The sequence below is a fragment of the Exiguobacterium sp. AB2 genome, assembly GCF_000696055.1.
GTDB classification, from domain to species: Bacteria; Bacillota; Bacilli; order Exiguobacteriales; family Exiguobacteriaceae; genus Exiguobacterium; species Exiguobacterium alkaliphilum.
Genome location: NZ_JNAA01000005.1, coordinates 1 through 21,883 on the forward strand (window position 1 = coordinate 1; position 21,883 = coordinate 21,883).

Annotated in this window: 24 protein-coding genes; 11 read left to right on the top strand and 13 right to left on the bottom strand. The window is 53.2% G+C overall.

The features are described from left to right. Positions 1 to 5: 5 nt before the first annotated feature. Entirely contained in the window at positions 6 to 557 is a 552-nt protein-coding gene (locus DI14_RS00500) for a carbonic anhydrase (protein WP_034803836.1), read from the bottom strand. Between the two features lie 18 nt (positions 558 to 575). After that, positions 576 to 1,475, bottom strand: a complete 900-nt coding sequence (locus tag DI14_RS00505) for a 1,4-dihydroxy-2-naphthoate polyprenyltransferase (RefSeq protein WP_034803840.1) — start codon at positions 1,473 to 1,475, stop codon at positions 576 to 578. A 148-nt stretch (positions 1,476 to 1,623) separates the two neighbouring features. On the opposite strand from DI14_RS00505, the gene DI14_RS00510 reads away from it, so the two are divergent. From DI14_RS00510 to menC, 6 genes are read left to right on the top strand one after another with little or no spacing between them, the layout of a single operon-like run. Then, complete coding sequence (locus tag DI14_RS00510) at positions 1,624 to 3,009, top strand: isochorismate synthase MenF (RefSeq protein ID WP_034803843.1); 1,386 nt, start codon at positions 1,624 to 1,626, stop codon at positions 3,007 to 3,009. After that, positions 3,006 to 4,655 carry a 2-succinyl-5-enolpyruvyl-6-hydroxy-3-cyclohexene-1-carboxylic-acid synthase gene (gene menD, locus DI14_RS00515; protein ID WP_034803846.1) on the top strand — a complete coding sequence of 550 codons (1,650 nt, stop codon included), beginning with the start codon at positions 3,006 to 3,008 and terminating at the stop codon, positions 4,653 to 4,655. The genes DI14_RS00510 and menD overlap by 4 nt, the downstream gene beginning before the upstream one ends. Next, complete coding sequence (locus tag DI14_RS00520) at positions 4,652 to 5,473, top strand: alpha/beta fold hydrolase (protein ID WP_235193359.1); 822 nt, start codon at positions 4,652 to 4,654, stop codon at positions 5,471 to 5,473. Before menD ends, DI14_RS00520 begins: the two co-directional genes overlap by 4 nt. Further along, complete coding sequence (menB, locus tag DI14_RS00525) at positions 5,433 to 6,257, top strand: 1,4-dihydroxy-2-naphthoyl-CoA synthase (RefSeq protein ID WP_034803849.1); 825 nt, start codon at positions 5,433 to 5,435, stop codon at positions 6,255 to 6,257. The genes DI14_RS00520 and menB overlap by 41 nt, the downstream gene beginning before the upstream one ends. Positions 6,258 to 6,306: 49 nt before the next feature. Further along, entirely contained in the window at positions 6,307 to 7,671 is a 1,365-nt protein-coding gene (menE, locus tag DI14_RS00530; protein WP_034803851.1) for an o-succinylbenzoate--CoA ligase, read from the top strand. Further along, positions 7,655 to 8,722, top strand: a complete 1,068-nt coding sequence (gene menC / locus DI14_RS00535; protein ID WP_034803855.1) for an o-succinylbenzoate synthase — start codon at positions 7,655 to 7,657, stop codon at positions 8,720 to 8,722. The genes menE and menC overlap by 17 nt, the downstream gene beginning before the upstream one ends. 264 nt (positions 8,723 to 8,986) lie before the next feature. On the opposite strand, the gene map is transcribed toward menC, so the two are convergent. The 5 genes from map to DI14_RS00560 form a co-directional block, all read right to left on the bottom strand. Continuing rightward, entirely contained in the window at positions 8,987 to 9,736 is a 750-nt protein-coding gene (map, locus tag DI14_RS00540) for a type I methionyl aminopeptidase (RefSeq protein ID WP_081825789.1), read from the bottom strand. A gap of 14 nt (positions 9,737 to 9,750) precedes the next feature. Next, positions 9,751 to 10,932 carry an EAL-associated domain-containing protein gene (locus DI14_RS00545; RefSeq protein WP_034803861.1) on the bottom strand — a complete coding sequence of 394 codons (1,182 nt, stop codon included), beginning with the start codon at positions 10,930 to 10,932 and terminating at the stop codon, positions 9,751 to 9,753. A 48-nt stretch (positions 10,933 to 10,980) separates the two neighbouring features. Then, the gene (locus DI14_RS00550; RefSeq protein WP_034803864.1) at positions 10,981 to 11,232 is read right to left on the bottom strand and encodes a hypothetical protein; all 252 of its coding nucleotides are present in this window, start codon (positions 11,230 to 11,232) and stop codon (positions 10,981 to 10,983) included. 101 nt (positions 11,233 to 11,333) lie between these two features. Then, on the bottom strand, positions 11,334 to 12,860 hold the full coding sequence (locus DI14_RS00555) for a DEAD/DEAH box helicase (RefSeq protein ID WP_152545845.1): 1,527 nt from the start codon (positions 12,858 to 12,860) through the stop codon (positions 11,334 to 11,336). Positions 12,861 to 13,023: 163 nt separating this feature from the next. Further along, positions 13,024 to 13,875: a S1 RNA-binding domain-containing protein gene (locus DI14_RS00560; protein WP_034803867.1), complete on the bottom strand. Its 852-nt coding sequence runs from the start codon at positions 13,873 to 13,875 to the stop codon at positions 13,024 to 13,026. Between the two features lie 286 nt (positions 13,876 to 14,161). Between DI14_RS00560 and DI14_RS15485 the strand changes: the two genes are divergently transcribed. The 5 genes from DI14_RS15485 to DI14_RS00580 all read left to right on the top strand — a co-directional run bounded on the left by DI14_RS15485 (position 14,162) and on the right by DI14_RS00580 (position 17,699). Further along, entirely contained in the window at positions 14,162 to 14,311 is a 150-nt protein-coding gene (locus DI14_RS15485) for a hypothetical protein (RefSeq protein ID WP_167331252.1), read from the top strand. A 126-nt stretch (positions 14,312 to 14,437) separates the two neighbouring features. Next, positions 14,438 to 14,680 (top strand): hypothetical protein, encoded by a 243-nt coding sequence (locus DI14_RS00565; protein WP_034803870.1) that lies wholly within the window; start codon positions 14,438 to 14,440, stop codon positions 14,678 to 14,680. Positions 14,681 to 14,766: 86 nt separating this feature from the next. Next, positions 14,767 to 15,027, top strand: coding sequence for a hypothetical protein (locus DI14_RS00570; RefSeq protein WP_034803873.1), 261 nt, complete (start codon positions 14,767 to 14,769; stop codon positions 15,025 to 15,027). A 255-nt stretch (positions 15,028 to 15,282) separates the two neighbouring features. After that, positions 15,283 to 15,813: a 1-acyl-sn-glycerol-3-phosphate acyltransferase gene (locus tag DI14_RS14935; RefSeq protein WP_235193360.1), complete on the top strand. Its 531-nt coding sequence runs from the start codon at positions 15,283 to 15,285 to the stop codon at positions 15,811 to 15,813. Then, complete coding sequence (locus DI14_RS00580; RefSeq protein ID WP_034803876.1) at positions 15,810 to 17,699, top strand: ABC-F family ATP-binding cassette domain-containing protein; 1,890 nt, start codon at positions 15,810 to 15,812, stop codon at positions 17,697 to 17,699. The genes DI14_RS14935 and DI14_RS00580 overlap by 4 nt, the downstream gene beginning before the upstream one ends. A gap of 9 nt (positions 17,700 to 17,708) precedes the next feature. On the opposite strand, the gene DI14_RS00585 is transcribed toward DI14_RS00580, so the two are convergent. The 6 genes from DI14_RS00585 to DI14_RS00610 form a co-directional block, all read right to left on the bottom strand. Next, positions 17,709 to 18,251, bottom strand: a complete 543-nt coding sequence (locus DI14_RS00585; RefSeq protein ID WP_034803906.1) for a GNAT family N-acetyltransferase — start codon at positions 18,249 to 18,251, stop codon at positions 17,709 to 17,711. Between the two features lie 8 nt (positions 18,252 to 18,259). Then, positions 18,260 to 18,892, bottom strand: a complete 633-nt coding sequence (locus DI14_RS00590; RefSeq protein ID WP_024371642.1) for a response regulator transcription factor — start codon at positions 18,890 to 18,892, stop codon at positions 18,260 to 18,262. Then, positions 18,889 to 19,917: a sensor histidine kinase gene (locus tag DI14_RS00595; protein WP_034803879.1), complete on the bottom strand. Its 1,029-nt coding sequence runs from the start codon at positions 19,915 to 19,917 to the stop codon at positions 18,889 to 18,891. Before DI14_RS00595 ends, DI14_RS00590 begins: the two co-directional genes overlap by 4 nt. Then, positions 19,914 to 20,606, bottom strand: coding sequence for a cell wall-active antibiotics response protein LiaF (liaF, locus tag DI14_RS00600; RefSeq protein WP_034803881.1), 693 nt, complete (start codon positions 20,604 to 20,606; stop codon positions 19,914 to 19,916). Before liaF ends, DI14_RS00595 begins: the two co-directional genes overlap by 4 nt. 84 nt (positions 20,607 to 20,690) lie before the next feature. Beyond that, positions 20,691 to 21,335: a PspA/IM30 family protein gene (locus DI14_RS00605; RefSeq protein WP_034803884.1), complete on the bottom strand. Its 645-nt coding sequence runs from the start codon at positions 21,333 to 21,335 to the stop codon at positions 20,691 to 20,693. A gap of 22 nt (positions 21,336 to 21,357) precedes the next feature. Next, positions 21,358 to 21,741, bottom strand: a complete 384-nt coding sequence (locus DI14_RS00610) for a hypothetical protein (RefSeq protein ID WP_024371646.1) — start codon at positions 21,739 to 21,741, stop codon at positions 21,358 to 21,360. Positions 21,742 to 21,883 lie beyond the last annotated feature (142 nt).

The window sequence follows — 21,883 nt, forward strand, 5'->3', positions numbered from 1 at the left end:
CTGATTCACACCTCGACGACGTCGAGTCGCCCCGTTCCCGGGTCGATGACAAATCCATGGACGTTCGTCTCTGGTGGCAAGAGCGGATGGTTCCGAATGAGACTGACCGAGTTTGTCACGTTCGCTTCGACCGAATCAAATCCGTGCAACCACTTCTCTAAATCCATCCCGGACGCTTTAAGCGTCTGAAGCGTCTGAGGGTCAATCCCCCGCCGCTCCATCTCAGCAATGACCGCGTTCGGATCAATGGCGGCCATCCCGCAGTCATAGTGTCCGACGACGATCACTTCCTCCGCTCCGAGCGCATATAAAGCGACGAGAATCGAACGCATGACCGAACCGAACGGATGCGATAAGACGGCTCCTGCATTTTTAATAATTTTGGCGTCCCCGTTTTTGAGCCCGAGCGCCTGCGGCAACAAAGCTGTCAATCGTGTGTCCATACACGTCAAAATGACGATTTTTTTATCTGGAAACTTATCGGATACGAACTGCTCGTACTGTTTTTCCGTCACGAATCGTTCATTGAACGCTAACATTTCTTTGACGACTGACATTTTCCCCACTCCTTTACGTTATGTGATCACGCGGGCGACCATCAGACCGATGACCATCCACGCCCCGAACAATGTGTTCACCTTCGCCGTCATCGCCATCGCCGGCATCAATTCAACCGGTTCACGTTTCACCCAGAACCGCTTCACAGCGCGGACCATGAGTGGAATCGTGAACAGTGACAGCAATACCCATGGCGTAACACCATACACGAACACACCGACGAGAATTCCGACTAAAGCTGCCACGAAAAATCCTGCCAATACGAGCACAGCTCGGCGATGCCCGACGAGACACGCGATCGTCTTGCGCCCATTCACTTTATCGTTATCTAAATCGCGGATGTTGTTGGCGAGTAAAATCGCCCCGATCAACAGCGCCATCGGGAACGAGACGATGAGTAGCTCGGTCGTCACCGCCCCGACTTGGATATACCCGGAAATCCCGATGATGACGTATCCCATGAACAGGCCGGCGACAAGCTCGCCGAACGGTGTATACGCAATCGGGAACGGACCGCCCGTATATAAATAACCGACGACCATCGATAGCGCCCCGATCCATAATAGATGCCAGCTTGTCGACGCGGCGATATACAAACCGAGCGCGGCGGCAACACCGTACATCCCAAGGGCGATGGTGAGCACTTGCCCCGGCGTGAAGCCATCCCGGACAATCGAGCCACCGATTCCAATCGATCCTTCGTGGTCGAGGCCACGTTTATAGTCATAGTATTCGTTAAATAAGTTCGTTGCGATTTGAATCAAGACGGACGCGATGAGCATTGCTAAAAACAATCCCCATTTCAACTCGACTTGACCGACGACGATAAACGTCCCGAGCAACACCGGAATAAAGCTTGCCGTCAACGTATGCGGCCGAATCATGCGCCAGTATGCGCCTTTTTCTCTCTGTTTCATCTCTTCCCCTCCCTTCGTTAGTTTACGTCTACGTAAAAAAATCTGTCAATGCCCGCCGTTTCCTCGAGCATTTGACAGGCGGGTCAGCAGCCAAGTCATGATACACTAAAAGATGAGAATTCTATCGGATTGAGGAGGCTTTTCGTTCATGCCAGATACTCAAACACATATTAAACAACGAATCGAACAGGCCCATAAACGTGCCCGCGCTTGGCAACGTCCTGTCCTTGCGTCTTACACGTGGGAAATCCCTTCGTTCGATGCGTTTCACATTATTCAAAACACGGAGACGTCCCATTATTATTTCGCTTCCGCCGACCGTTCACTCGAAATGCTCGGTTGCGCCGACGCCCTCGTCTTGACGGCATCCGGACCTGAGCGGTTCCAGCGGTTGCAGTATGACTGGAGCCTGCACCGTCGGGACGTCGACGCGATTTTATACGCGTTCTCGGGCTTTTCGTTCGATACGTTCGTTCGTCCTCAAAAAAACATGTGGGAAGCGTTCGGGGAAGCATCCCTCGTCGTCCCTAAATTCTTATATCGCCGGCTCGGCGATACGCACACGCTGACCGTGTCGACGCTCGTATCGGCAAAACAATCGGTCGAACAGTACTTGATTCAATTGGCAGACCAGTTGGCCCAGTTTAGCTCGCTCCAGACGCCAGACAGCCCGTCCCCTACGTATACGCAAGTGAAGAATGGGGTCGATCATTTTAAGTCGAGCTTCCAACAAGCCAAACAAGCGATCAAGGAAGAAAAAGTTGAAAAGATTGTCATCGCCCGAGAAGAGATTTACCAGACGTCCGATGAAGCGTTTCCGTTTGCCGAGACGTTACGTCATCTCGAAGCGCAACAGCTCGGAAGTTACATCTTCTTGTATCAACCGAAACGGGAAATCGGGTTTTTCGGTGCCACACCAGAGCGCTTAGTAAAAAAACAAGGGCCCTATATCGAAACGGCCGCCATCGCCGGGACGACCCAGCGCCCCATCTTAGAAGACGAGGCCGACGCGGCGAAAACGCACTTGCTTCACGATCAGAAAAACCTTGAAGAGCATGATATCGTCGTCAAATCGATTAAACACGCACTCGCACCTTATTCGGCGACCATTAAAGCGCCTGAGTCACCTCGCATATTACAGACCCGCTCCGTCTACCACCTGCATACGCCGATTCAAGCGACACTCGATACGAACGCCTCGCTCTTATCGATTATCGAGTCGCTCCATCCGACGCCTGCCCTTGGCGGATACCCGAAACGGACATCCGTCAGGCTGCTTCGTGACATCGAGCGATTCGACCGCGGTTGGTACGGATCCCCGTTCGGATGGCTCAGTACCGAGGGCGAAGGCGAGTTTGTCGTTTCTATTCGTTCGGCGCTCGTCCATCACCAATTTGTCGCGATGTATGCAGGCTGTGGAATCGTCCAAGAGTCTGAGCTCGAATCAGAATTAGCAGAGACCGAGATGAAACTGAGCCCAATCAAAGAAGCGCTCGGATTAAATCGCGTCACACCAGGAGGCAGTCCATCATGAACGACACGTTAACGGGATGGGTCGCCCATATGGTGAACCGGCTCGTCGAACAAGGCGTCACGGACGTCGTCATCAGTCCCGGCTCTCGTTCGACGCCGCTCGCCATGGCCGCCTATCTCCATCCAGAAATCCGGCATCACATCGTCGTGGACGAACGTTCGGCCGCCTACTTCGCGCTCGGTTTGACCCGCTCGGGTGAAACGATTCGACCGGTCGCACTCGTCTGCACGAGCGGAACGGCCGCGACGAACTATTTCTCCGCCGTCGCCGAGGCGATGATTGCGCAATTGCCGCTCGTCGTCTTGACGACCGATCGACCGCACGAGTTGCGAAACGTCGGTGCACCGCAAGCCATCGATCAAGTTCGTCTCTACGGGGAACACGTCAAAGCGAGTGTCGACTTGCCGGTACCAGACGATGCCGCGCTTTCCTACATGGGTCAGACGATGAGCCGGCTCGTCCGGCTCGCCACCGCGGCGCCGCTCGGACCGGTTCACGTGAACGTCCCGTTCCGTGAACCGCTCGTACCGGACATCGACCAGTTGAAGGCGCGCTTTTGTTCGACACGTTCACCGAGCGAGCCGACTTACGTCCGTCCGACACCCCAAGATATATCACGGTTCATTGAATACGCCCACGTCGAACGGCTCGCCTTCGTCGTCGGACCTGGTACACCTGACGACTGGTTAGCAGCCATTCACGAGACGGCATCCGTCCATCGTATTCCGATTTTCGCAGATCCGCTCAGTGGAATGCGACGCTTCGAGAACGTATGTGTCAACTATGATACGTGGCTCGCGAGCGAGCATCGGGATGAATGGCTTCCCGATACGACCATCCGTTTCGGGGCCGCCCCGGTATCGAAGCGATTGAATCAATGGCTCGGAAGCACGACACAAGTCGTCATCGAACAACTTGGCTCGTTCCGCGACCCTTCTAGTATGGCGACCGTCGTCTACGGGGATGCCCGGGACTATTTGCGGGAAATCAACAGCACGTATGACGAGGTGTACCATGCGCGCCTCGAGTCGTTCGAACGGGTGACAGAGGCCGCGAAAGGTGGGCTGACAGGAGAGAGCGCATTGACACGCCACCTGCTCCAAACATCAATCGAGCGCTTATTCGTCAGCAACAGCATGCCGATTCGTGATGTCGACACGACGCTAAGCGCCGGTCGACGCATCAACGTCCTCGCCAATCGCGGTGCGAATGGGATTGACGGGATTTTATCGAGTGCACTCGGCGCTTGCTATGACACGGAACACGCCGCCCTGCTCGTCGGCGACTTGGCGTTTTATCACGACAGTAACGCGTTACAGTTGTTGAAGAAGCACCCGGGGACGTTCTCGGTCGTCGTTGTCAACAACAATGGCGGCGGCATCTTCTCGTTCTTGCCACAAGCATCCATCGAGCCGCAACTATTCGAAGACTTGTTCGGCACCCCGCTCGAGTTGAATATCCATGGATTCGCCGACACGTACGGACTGAGCTATCGTCTCGTCGAAGAGCCAGAAGCCGTGCAAGAAGCCATCGAAGCGGGGGTCCAATTGATCGAGTTCCCGTCTGACCGGGCCGCGAACGTCACCGCCCATCGCGAATGGACAGCTTTACTCTGCGACCGGTTGACGTTGGAGAACGGGACGTGATTCGTCGAATCCGAGATGTCGATTATGAACTGTTCGACCACGGGAGCGGACGGCCCGTGCTCCTCTTGCATGGGTTTACCGGGCGAGGGGATTGGTTCGACCGCTTCCCCGACCTGTCTGTACGCCTCGTCTCCCCGTCGCTCCTCGGACACGGCGGGACGAGCCATCGCGATGTCAATCGGATGCGGATGAGTCAGCAAGTCCGGGACTTGTCTAACCTGCTCGACCTCGACGATCGACCGTGGACGGTCATCGGCTACTCACTCGGTGGTCGAATCGGTATGACGTTAGCCGCATGTGACGACCGGGTCGAGCATTTCATCGGGATTAGCACGACCCCGGGACTCGAATCCGCAATCGAACGGCGTGAGCGTAGAGCACAAGACGCAGAGCTCGCCGCTTTCCTCGAGCAACGTGGCATCGAGGCGTTCGTCGACCGGTGGGAACGGCTCCCGCTTTGGCATCAGACCGACGAGATGCGCGCGACGCTTCGTCTGGAGCGGCTCGCCCAACGTCCCGAGGCGCTAGCGGATAGCCTCCGTGCCATCGGGAGCGGCAGCATGCCATCTATCTGGCCGATGCTCGACCGTTTGCCGCGTACCGATTTGATTGTCGGAGGACGCGACGTCAAATTCAAAGATATCGCGAGACGGATGCAAGCACGACAACCACATATTCAACTATACGAAATTCCTGACGCCGGCCATGCTCCACATATCGAGAATGCCCAACAATTTGGTACAATGATAGAGAAATTGATTTTAGGGGGAAATGAGAATGGAATCAGTAGCAAACTGGACATCGGTCCGAACGTATGAAGATATTAAATACGAGAAATGGAACGGGATCGCCAAAATCACGATCAACCGCCCGGAAGTGCGGAACGCTTTCCGTCCACTAACGGTAAACGAATTGATTGACGCGTTCGCCCGCGCCCGTGACGACAAGGAAGTCGGCGTCATCATCTTGACAGGCGAAGGCGAAAAAGCATTCTGTTCAGGCGGCGACCAAAAGGTTCGTGGCCACGGTGGATACGTCGGTGACGATGAAATCCCACGTTTGAACGTCCTCGACCTTCAACGCTTGATTCGCGTCATCCCGAAACCGGTCATCGCGATGGTCGCCGGTTTCGCCATCGGCGGCGGACACGTCTTGCACGTCGTCTGTGACTTGACGATTGCCGCGGATAACGCACGTTTCGGTCAAACCGGACCAAAAGTCGGTTCGTTCGACGCTGGATACGGCTCAGGCTATTTGGCGCGCATCATCGGCCATAAGAAAGCCCGTGAGATTTGGTACTTGTGCCGTCAGTACGACGCACAAGAAGCACTCGACATGGGACTCGTCAACACGGTCGTCCCACTCGAGCAACTTGAAGCCGAAACGATTCAATGGTGCCAAGAGATTTTGCAACACTCACCGACTGCACTCCGTTTCTTGAAAGCCGCGATGAACGCGGACACGGACGGCCTCGCAGGTCTTCAACAGCTCGCAGGGGATGCGACGCTCCTTTATTACACGACAGACGAAGCAAAAGAAGGACGCGACGCGTTCAAAGAAAAACGCGACCCGGACTTCGGTCAGTTCCCGCGTTTCCCTTAATCTGTACGAGAGTAGCGACTTCGCTACTCTTTTTTTGGAGGTATGCCTGATGAATGCACTGAACCATCCGACTGATCACATCGCCCTCGTCACGGCCGGACGCCGTTTGACATGGGGCACGTTGTGGAACGAGAGCGCACGCCTCGCGCACCATGTGAAACGGAACGCACCCGATGCCCGTCATATCGGACTGTATGCTGCCAATAGCGCCGAGTACGTCATCGCTGTCCATGCCGTTCTCTTACTCGGGAAAGTGCTCGTCCCACTGAACACACGGTTGACGAAAAGTGAGATCAAGATGCAACTCGAGACGGCGGATGTCGATCTTTTGCTCGTCGACGAAACGTGCGACGTCCCGGTTCCCCAGCTGACGCTCACGATGCGCGACGACGAACCGATCTCTGACTTCCACGCGTGGAAACAAGACGAGGTCATGTCGCTCATGTTCACGTCCGGGACGACCGGACGCGCGAAAGCGGTCAAGCAGACGTACGGCAACCATGTCGCAAGCGCCGTGGCCGCCCGAGAGCACCTCGGCTATGGCACACGCGACCGCATGCTCGTCGTGACCCCGCTGTTTCATATGAGCGGGCTCGCCCAAGTGTATCGGGCCGCCTGTTTCGGTTCGACATTATACGTGGAACCGAAGTTCGACGCCGCCCGGACGCTCGACTTGATTACACGCGAACACATCACCCACGTTTCACTCGTCGCCGTCATGCTCGACCGGTTGCTCGCAATCGGACTACAGCGCCAAGCCCTGCGCGTCGTACTCGTCGGGGGTGGCCCAGTACCGAAGCCGCTCCTCGAGGAAGCCGAGCGCCGTCACATCCCGGTCGCCCAAACGTACGGCATGACCGAGACGTGCTCCCAAGTGGCGACGTTACTCCCGTCGGAAGCACTCGACCATCTCGGTTCTAGCGGTCGAGCCATCTTGCCGACACGAGTCCGCATCAATCCAGATGGCGAGATTGAAGTGAGCGGTCCGACCGTGACACCCGGCTACTATAAGCAACCAGAAGCCGACACGTGGACGACAGACGGGTTTTGGCGGACCGGAGACTTGGGTACAATCCAAGACGGCTATTTGTACGTCCACGACCGAAGAAGCGACTTAATCATCTCAGGGGGCGAGAACGTCTACCCGGCCGAGATTGAGAGCGTGCTCCGGCGTTGCCCTGGCATTGAAGACGCCGGGGTCACCGGACGCCTTGATGCGACATGGGGAACCGTCCCTGTCGCGTATATCGTCGGGTCGTATGATCCGCTCGAACTGGAACGTTTGCTGACGGAACACTTAGCCAGCTATAAACATCCGAAAGCGTTCTATTCCGTCCGTGAACTCCCACGCAACGCGAACGGGAAATTGATGCGCCATCGCCTAAAGGAGACCACTTATGATTCGACACGCTGAATTATATATCGTCCCATTGACGTTCAAACATCCGATCGTGACCGCCCACTCCGTCCTCTCTACCCGACGGACGATCATTCTCCGGCTCGAGACGACGGACGGCCTCATCGGATACGGGGAAGGCGTCGCTTTTGAGACGCCCTGGTATACGGCAGAGACGGTCCGCTCGACAATCGATGTCTCGACGCTCATCACCAACCTGTTAGCGGGGCAGTTCGTGTCACCCCACTCGTTTCCGGCGCTCGTCCGGTCCATCATTGGCCACCCGATGGCCAAGGCGATGTGGGAGAGTGCCTGTTGGGAGATTGAAGCAGCCCGACAACAGAAGACACTCAAACAACTGCTCGATGCGGGTGACACGGTCGACTGCGGACGAACGATTGGGATCGGTCTTCTGGCCCAGACGCTGAAATCGATTGAAGGAGCACTCGAGTCGGGTTTCGACCGCATCAAGCTGAAGGCAGCGCCGGAAGAATTGTTGTACTCGTTGAACGAGATTCGTGCGGTCTTCCCCGATGCCCCCCTCATGATCGATTTGAACGGGAGCGGGGTCGAACAGCCGCTCTCGTGGTTCGAACAGTTGGATGCACATCGCCTCTTGATGATTGAACAGCCGTACCCGAGCACACATTGGGCTGCGTCTACCGATTTACAAGTCCGGCTCGAAACACCGATTTGTCTCGACGAGTCCATCACGTGCCGGCAAGACGTCGAGACGATGACCCGACTCGGCGCCGGCCGCATCGTCAACATTAAACCGGCCCGTGTCGGCGGCTTGACCGAGGCGCTCGCCATCCGAGAAACGAACGTACCGTATTGGGTCGGCGGCATGTATGAGTCCGCAATCGGTCGGTACCATACGCTCTTGTTCGCTTCCTTGAGCGGTGCCGCTTACCCAGCCGACATGGCGGGAACGAGCGCCTATTTCGAGACCGATTTGCTCGACACACCGCTCGAGGTCAACGACGGACAGCTCACCATCCCGGACGACCCGCGACCTGATTGGGTAAAGATCCAGCGTTTAGCCGAAGAGACGATTCAACTGAAATAAAAAGGCAGATGACGGGCGTCATCTGCCTCAGGCTGTTGACGAACCCATTCGCAAAAAGCGGCTCGGTTCGTCTTTTTTGTGTTCAAGAAGATCGAGTTCTCCAGAAAAACACAAACGGCCACCGACGGCGACCGTTTGTGTTGCTCGTCCGACGGAGACCCAGCAGCGACGCGAGTCGCGATGCGGCTCCGGGATTACCTGCGGAAAGCGTGTGCGCCGGAAGGACGAGCGATTCAATTGATGTTAGTCAACAAGCTGAGGCAGTCAACGGAACGAACCCGTCAACACTTCATAGCCGTCCTCTGTGACGACGACTGTATGTTCAAATTGCGATACGAGACTATTGTTTGGCGTGAAGAGCGACCAGCCGTCCTCTTCCGACTGATAGACGACTTCATCTTTCGTCGAGATGAACGTCTCGACGGCAATGACTTGGCCGACTTTCAAGATGTCATTTTCTTCCCGGTTATAGTAGTTCGAAATCGACTCCGGCTCCCCATGGAGTGTACGCCCCAACCCGTGTCCGGCCAAGTTGCGGATTACCGTGAAGCCGTTCTTTCTTGCATCGGCGTAAATCGCCTTTCCGATTTGGTTCACTTTCGTCCCGGCTTTTACTTTGCTGAGCCCAGCTTCGAGCGATGTGAGCGACACTTCGACGAGCCGTTCGTGCTGTGATGATTTTGGCGTACCGGCGATGACCGTCCGCCCAGTGTCCGCGTAATAACCGTCCTTCACAGCCGAAACATCGATGTTGACGAGGTCCCCGTCTTGAATGACAAGTTCGCCCGGGATGCCATGTGCGGCAATCTCGTTGACCGAGATGCACGTATAGCCCGGAAACTCGTACATCGTGATCGGCGCCGATGCCGCTCCTTCTGCTTCGAGAATTCGTTGTCCGATCTCATCCAGCTGTTTCGTCGTCATTCCCGGTGTGACGGCTTTCGCCATCTCATCCCGGGCCAAGGCGACGATGCGTCCAATTTCACGTAACGCGTCGTAATCATAATCAAGCATCATATATCCCTCTTTCAGTCTAATAATCGATTTTGGTATAAGTATTCCTCCGACAAGTCGGCGAATAAGAACATGCCATCTGGCAACGGATAGCTAAACGTCCGCGTCACTTCATTCGAGCTGAAGTCTCGATAGTCATCGGATAAATAACCGCGCCCGCGAACACGCATCGCTGCCATCGTCTGAATGAAATACGGACGAAAGCTCCAGTTGTAACCCCGATACGTATTGTCGACTCTCCATTCGGCATCCGCCTGATAAACGTTCGCACTCGTCTGGAAACCGGTACGGTCGGTCAAATAATACCGCACGAACTTCCCTTCGAGCTTCGTCGCGAGATGAAGTAGCCACTCATCCTTCTTGTCACGGGACCACTTTCCGGCCGCGAGCTCTTGGATTTGACGGTGTAACTCAAATTCGAGTTCATAAAGGCGCTGCAACCGTTCTTGGTCGTGAAGAAAGAATGACGGTACTTCTTGCGCGAGGACGTTCATCCCTTTCGTCTCCAGAACAGGCGACGTCGCTCGCTGGCCAAGCAGTCCGCCCATGTAAAAACGCCCACCGTGTTGCCACGCGTAACGCAACTGCCCGACGTGATCGATTGATTTATAGAGGAGCGGAGCCCCGAGCTTTGAAGCGATATACTCCATCGTTTGCAACATGTGCGGGTACGTCACCGGCAACGTCTTCTTCTCGACCATCGTCGCTAAGTCCACGAGTAATAGCTCCGGCGCGATGGCCATGATGTCCTCGATGCTCGTCGACTCAGCGAAATCGAGCGCGATTTTCACCCCGTATGAACGATAATACTGGACGACGCGCGACAGTCTCGATACGTCGACGAGATCGGTCCCTTGAATCGTCACGTAAATGCGATGGAGCGGGAAGTTCAGTTCGTGAAGCGGCGCAAGGAACGCTTCGCCCCCTGCTTCAAGAATCCATTCGGCCCGGCATCGAAACGTGACGAACTGTTTCGCATCTCGCAGCGACTCCGCAGCCAAACGTTCCATCCGTTTTGCGATGTCGAGCTGATACTCGACCGGCACGTCGTCATCATAAAAGAACGATGTGAGCGAGTCACCCCTGAACTGGCCATGCACCATATAGCCTTCGACTTGAAACGTAGCCGCCCCAAGAATCGGCTCATACGTCACCTCGACTTCGTCTGGATTCATCATCACATCCACTGCATCCACTCGTCATCACCTCATTCATTTAATCAAAAATAAGAAAGCGAGCCGGTTTCAGCTCGCTCGTGTATGCACATACATATAGGCACCGAAACAAGCAATGAAATACACGATACTCATTACCCCATAGCCGATTCCCATTTTCCCACCGACACCGATGGCCATGACGAGCCAAATCATCGCGCCAAATAGTAACGTCGCTACGGGGATATAGCGAAAATTCGGCCGGTCCGTCTTTGATACGATTGGCTTTAACGCCAATACACATACCAACAGTATGACGAAACCGAAACTAAGTTCTACCATCCGTTGACACCTCATCCTTCCATCTCTACTCGTTTAGTGTAGCATGACCGCAATAAAAAAACCGCAAATCCACTTAAGGAAATGCGGTTTTGATTTATCGATTAGTCACGTGGACGGCGTGGGCCACGGTCGTCTGAACGACGGCGATCGTCCGAACGACGACGGTCGTCTCCACCGCTACGTTTGCCACGGTATCCACCGCCGCCACCGCTACGGCCGCCACGGTCTCCGCCGCCACGACGTTCGCCGCCGCCACTACGGTTTCCACGGTATCCACCGCGGTCGTTGCGTCCGCCTTGACGCTTCACGCGAATTGGGTCTGCGTATGAGATTTCAACTGGTGTTGAATCCGGCTCTTTCGTCAATCCACGAAGGGCTGCCGCAAGAATTTCAACTGCTTCATACTCTTCAAGAAGCTCTGTCGCAAGTTGCGTGTAAGCTTTGAAATCGCCCGCTTGAACGCGTTCGATCAACTCTTCAGCTGCTTGCTTTTGGTTGCCTTCAAGTACTTCCGCGATTGTCGGTACGTGACGACGGTTCATCTTCTTGTTCGTCACACGCTCGATTGCTTTGACTTGGCCGAACTCACGTGGCGTGATGAACGTAAGAGCAGTACCTGTTTTACCAGCACGGCCTGTACGTCCGATCCGGTGCACGTAGCTTTCCGGGTCTTGTGGCACATCGAAGTTGTAAACGTGTGTCACACCTGAGATGTCGAGACCACGTGCTGCAACGTCTGTTGCGACTAAGATGTCAATCGTGCCGTTTTTGAAACGACGAATGACTTGGTCGCGTTTTGATTGCGTCAAGTCACCGTGAAGACCATCAGCCGTGTAACCACGCTTGATAAGGGCTTCTGTCACTTCGTCAACGCGTTTCTTCGTACGAGCGAAGATGATGCTGAGTTCTGGTGAGTCGATGTCAATCAAACGGCAAAGCGTATCGAATTTCTGGCCTTCGCGCAATTCGAGGAACTGTTGGTTGATGTTCTCAACTGTCATTTCCTTCGCTTTTACTTTGATGATTGTCGGCGACTTCATGAAGCGCTCAGCAATCTTCTTGATTTGTGGTGGCATCGTTGCTGAGAAGAGAAGCGTCTGACGCTCAGCTGGAAGACCAGCTAAAATCGTCTCGATATCTTCTACGAAGCCCATGTTGAGCATTTCATCCGCCTCGTCCAAGATGACCGTTTGGATCTCGTCGAGTTTGATCGTCTTGCGCTTCATGTGGTCCATGAGACGTCCTGGTGTCGCAACGACGATTTGTGGGTTCTTTTTCAAGCCGCGGATTTGACGGTCGATTTGTTGACCACCGTAAACAGGGAGTGCGTATACACGTTTCGCTTCCCCGATTTTGTTCAATTCTTCTGCAACTTGAATCGCAAGTTCACGTGTCGGTGCAAGAACGAGTGCTTGGACTTGACGCGCCTTTGAATCGATTCGCTCAATTGTCGGAATACCGAAAGCTGCTGTTTTCCCTGTACCTGTTTGTGCTTGTCCTAATACGTCCACTCCAGTGAGTGCGACAGGAATTGTTTCAGCTTGGATCGGTGTCGCTTCTTCGAAGCCCATTTTGAGTACACCTTTTACTAATGCTTCACTTAACTGTAAATCTTGAAATTTTGTCAAATTATATTCTCCTTTGTTCATACAAAAAACGTCTGAGAGTTCGTTCAACAGACGTTCTTTCAATGTTTCCTCTTAGTCAACTTTACTAACTATAACGTATTCGTTTCTAAAATGAAAGAAATACATTCTAAAACTTTTCACGACCGCGTCAACATGAGTAATCTTATTTCAATTTGTAGCCGTTGTCGAGCTTTTCAACTCGCTTTTCTTTTAACAGTTTGCCGAGCGCGCGTTTGAACGCTGCTTTGCTCATCCCGAACTCACGGTCGATGATGTCAGGTGCCGTCTTATCGCCATAAGGCATTTGGCCACCTCGTTCTTCAATATAAGAGAGAACGTTTCCTGCATCCCCTTCAATCGCTTCATACGCACGCGGCTTCATCGAGACGAGCACCGTACCGTCTTGTTTCACTTTCGTCACGCGGACCGTCAACTGCTCACCGAGGCGTGGCCAACGTGTCATTTCTGCTTCATGCAAGAAACCGAGCGACTCGTTCTCGACCCAAACGTTGACCCCGACGTCTCGCTTGTTCAACACGATTGCCGATACGTCCTGATTGCCCCACTCTTCTTTTGCGGGACGGGCCAATAAATTCAAGTAAGCGTAAGGAGCCGGGTCGCCCAAGAGGCGCCCTTTTTGGTCGTACTTGAGACGGACACATAGCTTGTCGCCTTCTTTTGGCCAGTACGACCGATTTTCCGGAAGGTCGTCTTGTGAGACGAGCACGTCTTTTTGAATCCCGATATTGACGAACACACCCGTATTGTAACGGACGCCCGTCACTTCGAACCATTCATACTCGTCAAACGTCACGTTCGGGATCGTCATCGTCGAAGCGAGACGCCCTTCTGAATCGTGATAGAGGAAGACACGTACGGTCTGTCCGACCGTGACTTCTTCTGTTTGCTCTTTTCGATGAAGTAGTACCTCTTCGCGACCGTTTCCGATGAACACACCGAAATCAGCGGAACGTTCTGCGACCAAGTCCACGACTTCTCCTGCGCGTAATGCCATAACATCCACATCCTTTTTTCTTCTATTACTGTCAGTATACCTACCTACACACGTTCCTAATCATATCACGTTCGTTTTTCTTACCCCAACCGAATGTGACCAAATTGTGAACACAAACCCTCATATGAAGGAAAAAAAGACCGTCTTATGCCGATAATGTTCAAATGATTGTGACAATTTTGTGAACGGCATATTCCCATCTAGTATCCACATTTTGAAAACGTTATTATAAGAGGAGTGTTGTTTAACAATTAGGTTTCAGCCATGGCCGAACGGGGGATATAAAATGTTTGATGTTCAATCTCGCTCATTTGCGAAACGCTTTATGAAGGGGCTATTGATTACGTTCTTCGCCCTTCTCGCATCACTTAGCTTCATTTTCTCAAACGGTGTCGACACGAACGTGTCTTCATCGGTCACAATGGTTCAAGAGTGAAACGCCTCTCCGTTCGGGAAGGCGTTTTTTTCTTTTGTTCGACAGAAAAAGGAATTTATCTGGCGATTGTCGAACGAATTTAACGTTCGGCACTTTTTGAATCTTGTCGGAAAGGAAGAGTCACTCATGCTATTTTACTTTCTCGCCACGATTGTTTCGGTCGTCGGTTTATCCGTCTCGTTCCAAACCGGTTTTTTCAAGGACCCGATCGGCACGTTCTTATTCGCAGCGCTGCTCGCGATGGGGTTGTCTTCATGCAAGCAGTTGATTGCGCAAACGAACAACCTGCTCAAAGAACGACGTGACCAAAAGCGAATAAATCGAATCGTCGCCCGGATGCACTCTAGCTCGCGCAAACGCTCTACATAACACTCGTCTTCGACGGTCAGTTTTGTTATTCTAATGAAGATAGTAGATCGCATAACGGATTTGAACCGTAGGAGGCACACACACGTATGAATGAAATCCCCTTATCGAACGAATGGATCTTACGCTATTCACCGGTCATGGAACTGTGGTTAAAAGAAGACGGGATCTTGCTCGTCGACGATGACAACCGGATTCGGCTCACGCTTGAAATCGGGAACGATCAAGCGATGCAAATCAAAAGCATCGAGCAAGACGGTGCTTACTTCGTCGTCGATCCGGTGAATAAACGAATGACGTTCGAACTCGAGGAAGAAGAAGAGGAAAGCGATTCTCGCTTCTGGGAATAAGGTTTCATGTCGTAGAGTCGGATTCTCCATTCGAGAAGAAGACTCTTTCTTATTGCGCGCTACATGGAAAGGAGACAAATGTATGATTCGCACCGCTATTTGGTTTTTCTCATTTTTTTGCCGTACTTCCAGTGACATTGCCGTTTTTTAAAGAAGGCAAGCACGATCGAGGTACCGGCCCGCTATCGTTACGTGCAAGACATCGCCTATAAATGGGCCACCTTTTTATTAAAGGTTGCCGGGGCGAACGTTCGTGTGAAGGGACTCGAAAACATCCCGAACGAACCGGTCGTCTACGTCGCGAACCACCAAGGAAACTTCGACGTTCCGATTATGATCACGGCGACGAAACACCCGAAAGCGTTCATTTCAAAAATCGAAGTTCAAAAATTCCCAATTATCCCGCATTGGATGGAGCTGATGGGTTGTATCTTTATCGACCGGAGTGACCGCCGGCAATCCATCAAGGCGATTCGCTCTGGCGTCGAGACGATTAAGTCCGGACAGTCCATCATCATCTTCCCAGAAGGCACACGCTCGAAAGGCGGACCGATGAAAGGATTCAAAGCCGGCAGTCTGACACTCGCCACTTCGAGCGGTGCCAAAATCGTCCCGGTCGCGATTCAAGGTAGCCACCATCTACTCGAGACGAAAAACCGTATCACGCCCGGCACGGTTGACGTGACGTTCCTTCCGGCCATCAATCCGGCCGATATCCCGAATAAGGAAGTCGCCGCCACGGTCGAAGCCGCGATTCGTCAAATCGTAGAAGGAGATGTGTCATGAGTTTACTCACCATCGAAGGGATCCATAAAGAGTTTGCCGATAAAGTCCTATTCGACGACGTAACGATGACGATTCACCCAGGGAATCGGATTGGCATCATCGGCGTCAACGGCTCTGGAAAATCCACCTTTATGAAAATCATTGCCGGGGTGGAGACGGCCGACCGCGGCACGATGCAACACCCGAACGACTACCGAATCCGTTATTTGACACAGACGGTCGAATTCGCACCTGACCAAACCATTTTAGATGCGCTGTTCACGAGCGAGACTCCGTCCGTCCTGGCGTTAAAAGCATATGAACAGGCGCGGCAACAACTCGAAGCCGATCCGGCGAGCGAGCAGCGGCTCGAGCGGTTCATGAAAGCCCAACAAGCTGTCGATGCCGCTGACGCGTGGGAAACCGAGGCGAAATTAAAATCGATTTTAAACCGGCTCGGACTTCCGGACGTGACGGCTGACGTCAGTTCTCTGTCGGGTGGTCAACAAAAGCGGGTCGCCCTCGCTGCGGCGCTGCTCGACGAAGCGGACTTGCTCTTACTCGACGAGCCGACGAACGAACTCGACGCCGATACGATCGCTTGGCTCGAGACGGTGCTCGCGGACTATCGTGGTGCCATCCTACTCATCACGCACGACCGCTACTTCTTAAATCGTGTCACGAACCACATTTTGGAGATTGCGGACGGGACGAGCTATTTCTATGACGGGAACTATGAGCTGTTTCTCGAGAAACGGGCCGAACGAAAAGCGCGGACGCAATCGATGGAACAAAAACGTCAGAACATCCTGCGACGTGAACTCGCTTGGCTCCGACGTGGCGCCAAAGCACGGACGACGAAACAAAAGGCCCGGATTCAACGCGTCGAAGACTTGAAGCATCAGGAGTCGCTCGCCGAAGACGAGGTACTCGAGGTATCCGTCGGATCGCGCCGTCTCGGGAAAAAGGTGATTGAAGTCGAACACCTGTTGTTCCAATATGACGACACGCCCATCATCCGTGAGTTCAACTGGTTGTTCGGTCGCCGTGAACGGTACGGCATCGTCGGCCCGAACGGAAGTGGTAAGACGACGCTCATGAACCTCCTCGCCAAGCGGCTCGAGCCGACGTCCGGCACGGTCGTGCATGGCGAGACGGTCCATCTCGGCTATTACGGGCAACAAGTCGAATTCGAGGACTTGTCACGCCGTGTCATCGATGAAATCGAACGCATCGCGCAAGTGATTCACACCCCGGACGGTGAATCGATTACGGCGAGCCAAATGCTCGAGCGGTTCTTATTCACGCCGGATGCGCAATATAAACCGATTGCGAAGCTGTCCGGTGGCGAGAAACGACGTCTCGTCCTTCTCCGCATTTTGATGGACGAGCCGAACGTCTTGTTCTTGGACGAACCGACGAACGACCTCGATACCGAGACGTTATCCGTTCTCGAGGACTATTTGGAATCTTTCCCCGGAACCGTCATCGCCGTCAGCCACGACCGCTATTTCTTAGATCGAATCGCCGGCCAACTGATCGCGTTCGAAGACGGCTCAATCAACGTCTATCATGCCGAATATAGCGACTATTTAGCCTCGCTCGTCGAGACGAAGGTGCAGGCGAAAAAGGAACCGAAAGAGAAGAAAGAACGCGTCAAGACGGACGTCGTCAAATTCACGTTCAAAGAACAGAAGGAATGGGAAACGATTGAGGACGACATCGCCTCACTCGAGTCTGCCATCGAGACAGCTGAGGCACGCTTGGCCGATGCCGGGAGCGACATAAGAAAAGTGAATGAGATTTATGCCGAAATCTCGACGTTGAAAGAAGCGCTCGATTCGAAGATGGAACGATGGGAATACCTATCAGAAATTGACGAACAAATAGAGGCCCAGAAACGCTAAAAGGCAGGATCATTCGTGATCCTGCCTTTCGTGTATGTAGCTATACATATAAACGTCATGTGCCCTGCCATCTTGGCGCATGTAGTGTCGGAGCGTGCCTTCGCGTATGAACCCGTTCCGCTCAAGCATGTGTTGTGAGGCGACGTTCTCTGTATAGACGACTGCCCCGATTCGATCAAACGCTGCCACGCGGCTTGAATAGTCGAGCGTCGTTTGCAACGCCTCGGACGCATAGCCGTTACGCCAATAGTCCGGGTGAATCTCATATCCGACCTCGGCGCGGCGGTGGCGTGGAACGAGATTATGAAAGCCGATGGTCCCAATCAACGTCAAGTCGTCTTTGCGAACGATTCCCCAACGGATGACCGTCCCCGCCCGCATCCCCTCGACCATGTTCGTCACCATTTGAACCGTCTCATCCACTGTGGCGTGCGGCTCCATGCCGTAATGCTTCAATACGGTCGCGTTCGAAAAGATTGGGAACAGCCGACCTGCATCGACCACCTCGAGCGGCCGCAACGTCAGCCGTTCCGTTTCTAACGTCGGAATCACGACACCGCTCATTTGCTCACCAAGTTGTGCTGGAACGCATAGACGACGGCTTGGGTCCGGTCATATACGTCGAGCTTCGTCAAAATGTTCGACACGTGTGTCTTCACCGTCTTGAGCGAAATGTACAATTCATCGGCGATGACTTGATTTGCTTTCCCTTCAGCCATCAGTTGTAAAATCTCACGTTCCCGTGCCGTCAGACTCTCATGAAGCGTCGTTTCTGGATGACGGAGACGCTCGAGCATCTTACCGGTCACTTGCGCGGCCATGACGGGATTCCCCGCCGCTGTCTGGCGAATCGCGTCGGCAATCTCGTTGGCGTTCGCCGTCTTCAAGACGTAACTCATCGCCCCCGCCTCGATGACCGGGTACACTTTTTCATCGTCTAAGAAACTCGTGACGACTAAAATCTTCGCTTCTTTCCAACTCGCTTTGATGCGTTTCGTCGACTCGACCCCGTCGACCGGCTCCATGACGAGGTCCATCAAGACGACATCCGGTTTCTCCGCGATCGCGAGCTCCGCGCCCGTCGCCCCGTCGGAGGCCTCGCCGACGACTTCGATGTCCGGTTGCGTCGACAAGAAAGCCGACACCCCGGCCCGGACCATCTCGTGGTCATCAATTAATACGACTCGAATCATTCCAATCCCTCCACTTGTTGTTTCACGCGCATTTCAATTTGAGTACCGGCACCAGGCACACTGACGAGACGTAACGTCCCACCGACCTCGGCCGTTCTCTCTCTTATCGATTGTAAGCCATATGAGGCGACTTGTGTATCATCGACATTAAACCCGATGCCGTCATCATTGATTTTCAAGATGACCGTCTGTTGGACGGTCCGCATCTCAATCTCGAGCCGCTTCGCCTTGGCGTGACGGAGGGTGTTGCTAATCGCTTCTTGGACGATGCGAAACAGTTCGTTCTCCGTGTGACGGGACAAATGAACTTCTTCGAGCCGCCAGACGAGTTCCGTCGATTGTTTACGAGACAACTCTTCTAACAACCGTTCAATCCCGGTCTTCAGCGTCATCCCTTCGAGCTCGACCGGACGCAGTTGCAAAAGAAGCGAACGCATCTCGGCTTGGGCGGTTTGGGCCATGACCTCGACTTGTGCAATCTGTTTGGCGGCGACGTCCGGTTTGACGTCAATCGTCTGCTTCGCTGCAGTCGTCATCATCGAGATGGCGTACAACTGTTGACTGACCGAATCGTGCAACTCGCGGGCGACACGGCGACGCTCTTCGACGACCGCTTCACTCCGCGCCTCCTCGACGCTGACAGGACGATCCCCGACGCGTTTGGCGACTTCGACCATTTCGGTCCGTTGTTTGCTGATGCGGACGATTCGTTCTAACGTGTCACGATATGGGGACAGCGGACGAAACGTAATTTCTTTTTGGTTCTCTAGTTTCCATAAAGCGTTCGCGACTTCCCGAAAATCGCGGCGTAAGTAAAAGTAGGACCCGACCCCGAACACACTGCCAATCAAAACGGCGATGACGAGGATGGACACACCGAAAGGCAACCCTTCTTCACGCGTGAACAAATCTCGGAGTGAAGTCGAGTCACCTATTAAAAAGGCTAATGTGACGAACAGCGCCGTCAACAAGCTACTAAATAGTTGATGCCAGACGACCGTCCTTGGGTAAGAATCTTTTTTCATACCGTCATCACCTCGACACTTCCGCTCATGAGCACGATATGAATCCGGACTTTGCGCGTCGCCGTCGGATAGTCGTCCGACGCCGTATAGAAACGGCGATTGAACACCGGCGAATAGTTCGATTCATCGACTTGAATCTTACCAAATCCAATCGAGGCATCAATCGAATAATCGTACCCTGCCGGAATCAAGATCCGGACGTCACCAGTTAGTCCGTTCAACAGTAAGAACGTCTCTCCTTCCGGGATGATGGCGCGAGACAAGTCCATTTCGACGTCACGCAGCAAGAAGAACTCGTTCGTGTCTTTCAACACGTAATGTCCCGACTCTTTTGTGCCGAACGAAAACGCCTGTTCTTGCCGGAGGTGTGTGCGGAATCGATTCGATTCGATTGGACGATTTTTATAAAGACGATATCCGAACATGAGTAAGAGTCCTGACAAGACAAATCCGAAAGCGGCCGATGAGAAGATGAGTCCGACGAGCATGATGCCACCGATGCCATAAAAGACATAGCTGACCGGCTGGTTGCCTTTCCGGCTAAAGCGACGTCCGATGTAAAGCAAAAGTAACGGTAAAATCATGCTGAACAAGACGCTATTGCCGCCTGTGACGATGTCGATGAATAGACCGATGGCAAATAAGATAATCATAAATCCGATAATTTGGCGTGTGTTCCAACGTTCCACCCGGCTTCCTCCTCTCCCGATATGTAATATGAAGCAAAGAAGCGATGGCCCGAATCCATCTCGGACCATCGCTGAACCGTCGCGTCAGTCTTGTTTGAAACGACGCTCAAGTTCTTTCAGTTTTGCTTCAAAGTCATCTTCGTCTGCCGAATCGATTGATTCTTCTGGAGTTGACTCTTTCTTCTCTTCCTCTTCTGTGAACGGATGCGATTTCGACGTGTCTGCCCCGAAAATTTGGTCGAGTGCCCCTTTCAACAAGTCCATGTTTTGACGCATCGCGAACTCGTAACGTTTGTTTTGCATCTCATCGAGTTTCAAACGCATCTCGAGGGCACGACGCTCGAGGGCATCGAGTTCACGCGTTCCTTCATCGATCAACCCTTCGAAGTAGCGGTATTGTTCCCCGTAATGCTTCGACTCGAGGGCGGCCCGTTCGGCAAGCTTCTCTTCACCCGCTTTTTTCGCCAATTCCGTCTGCTCGTATCGCTTATCGGCCATCTGTTTGGCGTCATCACGTTTTGTCGCCAATTCATCAAGCAACGTTTTTTGACGCTCGACGAGGCGTTCGACCGACAACGCTTCTTTTTCAGCGCCACGGATGTGACGGTTCAATTCGGCTTCACCGCTCGAGCGCGGCGCCTCTTTATCTTGATACTTCTTCATTTCTTTCGATAACTCTTTCGTCAACTCATTAGCTAAATCACGAAACTGGTCAAATGGTGTCTTCATCATCGTATCCTCCTTGTGAATCTTAGCGACGGTTTACAAACTTCTGCCAGACTTGGTCAAACGATTGAAAGCTACTTCCGCTCGCACGCGACCCGTCCGCGTTAAAAATCTCGACATCCCGCTTTTGGTTGGCATACATCATATACCCTTTAAACAGGACCCATGCTACCAAAATTCCGATTAACGCCCAAATATTCGACAATACCGTGAGTATCCCGACTACGGCGAGTGCGCCGTAACCGATTTTCGCGCCGACATGTGTCACAGCCATGAATCTGACTCCAGCCCACAGTGCTAAGAGCGCCCCCAAACCAAATAAGATCATATTTGGTAAAAAGCCGATTAGAACGAGAACTAAAGAGATCGCGGCCACGATGAACAGCACTTGCTTCACCTGGCGATTCATCTGTCATCCCTCCTCGTTAAGTACACTCTTATCATAATACGTTATTTTTCGGGATGCGACGAGCGGAAGGCCTGTTTTCCCTCGGTCTGAAGACTGAGATGTTAGCGTTCTCAATCGATGTGGTATACTACTGCTATCGAAC

Excerpts from the sequence above, each read along its gene's own strand:
- menC (WP_034803855.1), top strand. The coding sequence starts at position 7,655 with ATGATTCGACACGCTGAATTATATATCGTCCCATTGACGTTCAAACAT.
- DI14_RS00500 (WP_034803836.1), bottom strand. The coding sequence starts at position 557 with ATGTCAGTCGTCAAAGAAATGTTAGCGTTCAATGAACGATTCGTGACG.
- DI14_RS00505 (WP_034803840.1), bottom strand. The coding sequence starts at position 1,475 with ATGAAACAGAGAGAAAAAGGCGCATACTGGCGCATGATTCGGCCGCAT.
- DI14_RS00570 (WP_034803873.1), top strand. The coding sequence starts at position 14,767 with ATGAATGAAATCCCCTTATCGAACGAATGGATCTTACGCTATTCACCG.
- DI14_RS00580 (WP_034803876.1), top strand. The coding sequence starts at position 15,810 with ATGAGTTTACTCACCATCGAAGGGATCCATAAAGAGTTTGCCGATAAA.
- map (WP_081825789.1), bottom strand. The coding sequence starts at position 9,736 with ATGCTTGATTATGATTACGACGCGTTACGTGAAATTGGACGCATCGTC.
- DI14_RS00610 (WP_024371646.1), bottom strand. The coding sequence starts at position 21,741 with ATGAATCGCCAGGTGAAGCAAGTGCTGTTCATCGTGGCCGCGATCTCT.
- menE (WP_034803851.1), top strand. The coding sequence starts at position 6,307 with ATGAATGCACTGAACCATCCGACTGATCACATCGCCCTCGTCACGGCC.
- DI14_RS00510 (WP_034803843.1), top strand. The coding sequence starts at position 1,624 with ATGCCAGATACTCAAACACATATTAAACAACGAATCGAACAGGCCCAT.
- DI14_RS00605 (WP_034803884.1), bottom strand. The coding sequence starts at position 21,335 with ATGAAGACACCATTTGACCAGTTTCGTGATTTAGCTAATGAGTTGACG.
- DI14_RS00550 (WP_034803864.1), bottom strand. The coding sequence starts at position 11,232 with ATGGTAGAACTTAGTTTCGGTTTCGTCATACTGTTGGTATGTGTATTG.
- DI14_RS15485 (WP_167331252.1), top strand. The coding sequence starts at position 14,162 with ATGTTTGATGTTCAATCTCGCTCATTTGCGAAACGCTTTATGAAGGGG.
- menD (WP_034803846.1), top strand. The coding sequence starts at position 3,006 with ATGAACGACACGTTAACGGGATGGGTCGCCCATATGGTGAACCGGCTC.
- DI14_RS00565 (WP_034803870.1), top strand. The coding sequence starts at position 14,438 with ATGCTATTTTACTTTCTCGCCACGATTGTTTCGGTCGTCGGTTTATCC.
- menB (WP_034803849.1), top strand. The coding sequence starts at position 5,433 with ATGGAATCAGTAGCAAACTGGACATCGGTCCGAACGTATGAAGATATT.
- DI14_RS00590 (WP_024371642.1), bottom strand. The coding sequence starts at position 18,892 with ATGATTCGAGTCGTATTAATTGATGACCACGAGATGGTCCGGGCCGGG.
- DI14_RS00595 (WP_034803879.1), bottom strand. The coding sequence starts at position 19,917 with ATGAAAAAAGATTCTTACCCAAGGACGGTCGTCTGGCATCAACTATTT.
- DI14_RS00560 (WP_034803867.1), bottom strand. The coding sequence starts at position 13,875 with ATGGCATTACGCGCAGGAGAAGTCGTGGACTTGGTCGCAGAACGTTCC.